The sequence below is a fragment of the Burkholderia sp. Cy-637 genome (genome assembly GCF_011753175.1).
GTDB lineage: Bacteria > Pseudomonadota > Gammaproteobacteria > Burkholderiales > Burkholderiaceae > Burkholderia > Burkholderia gladioli.
Genome location: NZ_VWWC01000228.1, coordinates 1 through 226 on the forward strand (window position 1 = coordinate 1; position 226 = coordinate 226).

General features: G+C 66.4%; 1 protein-coding gene. It reads right to left on the reverse strand.

The genetic code is table 11. From position 1 onward, the window contains the following. Positions 1-226 (reverse strand): aquaporin (locus tag F3J10_RS32530; RefSeq protein WP_205200568.1); only part of this gene is annotated, 226 nt, incomplete at both ends.

Consider the following 226-nt stretch of genomic DNA (forward strand, 5'->3'; position numbering starts at 1 on the left):
AGCGTGCCGGGTTCACCGAGGTGTTGGTGACGGGGATCGAGATCAGGTGGATCAGCGTCAGGCACAGGCCGATCGCGATCGGCGCGAAGCCGGCCGGCGCGCGCTTGTCGGTGGCGCCGATGACCACGAACAGGAAGAAGGACGTCATCACCACTCCCAAGATGAAGGCCGCTCCCACCGAGTAATGGCCGCGCGAGCGACCGCCGAAGCCGCTGCTCGCTAAACC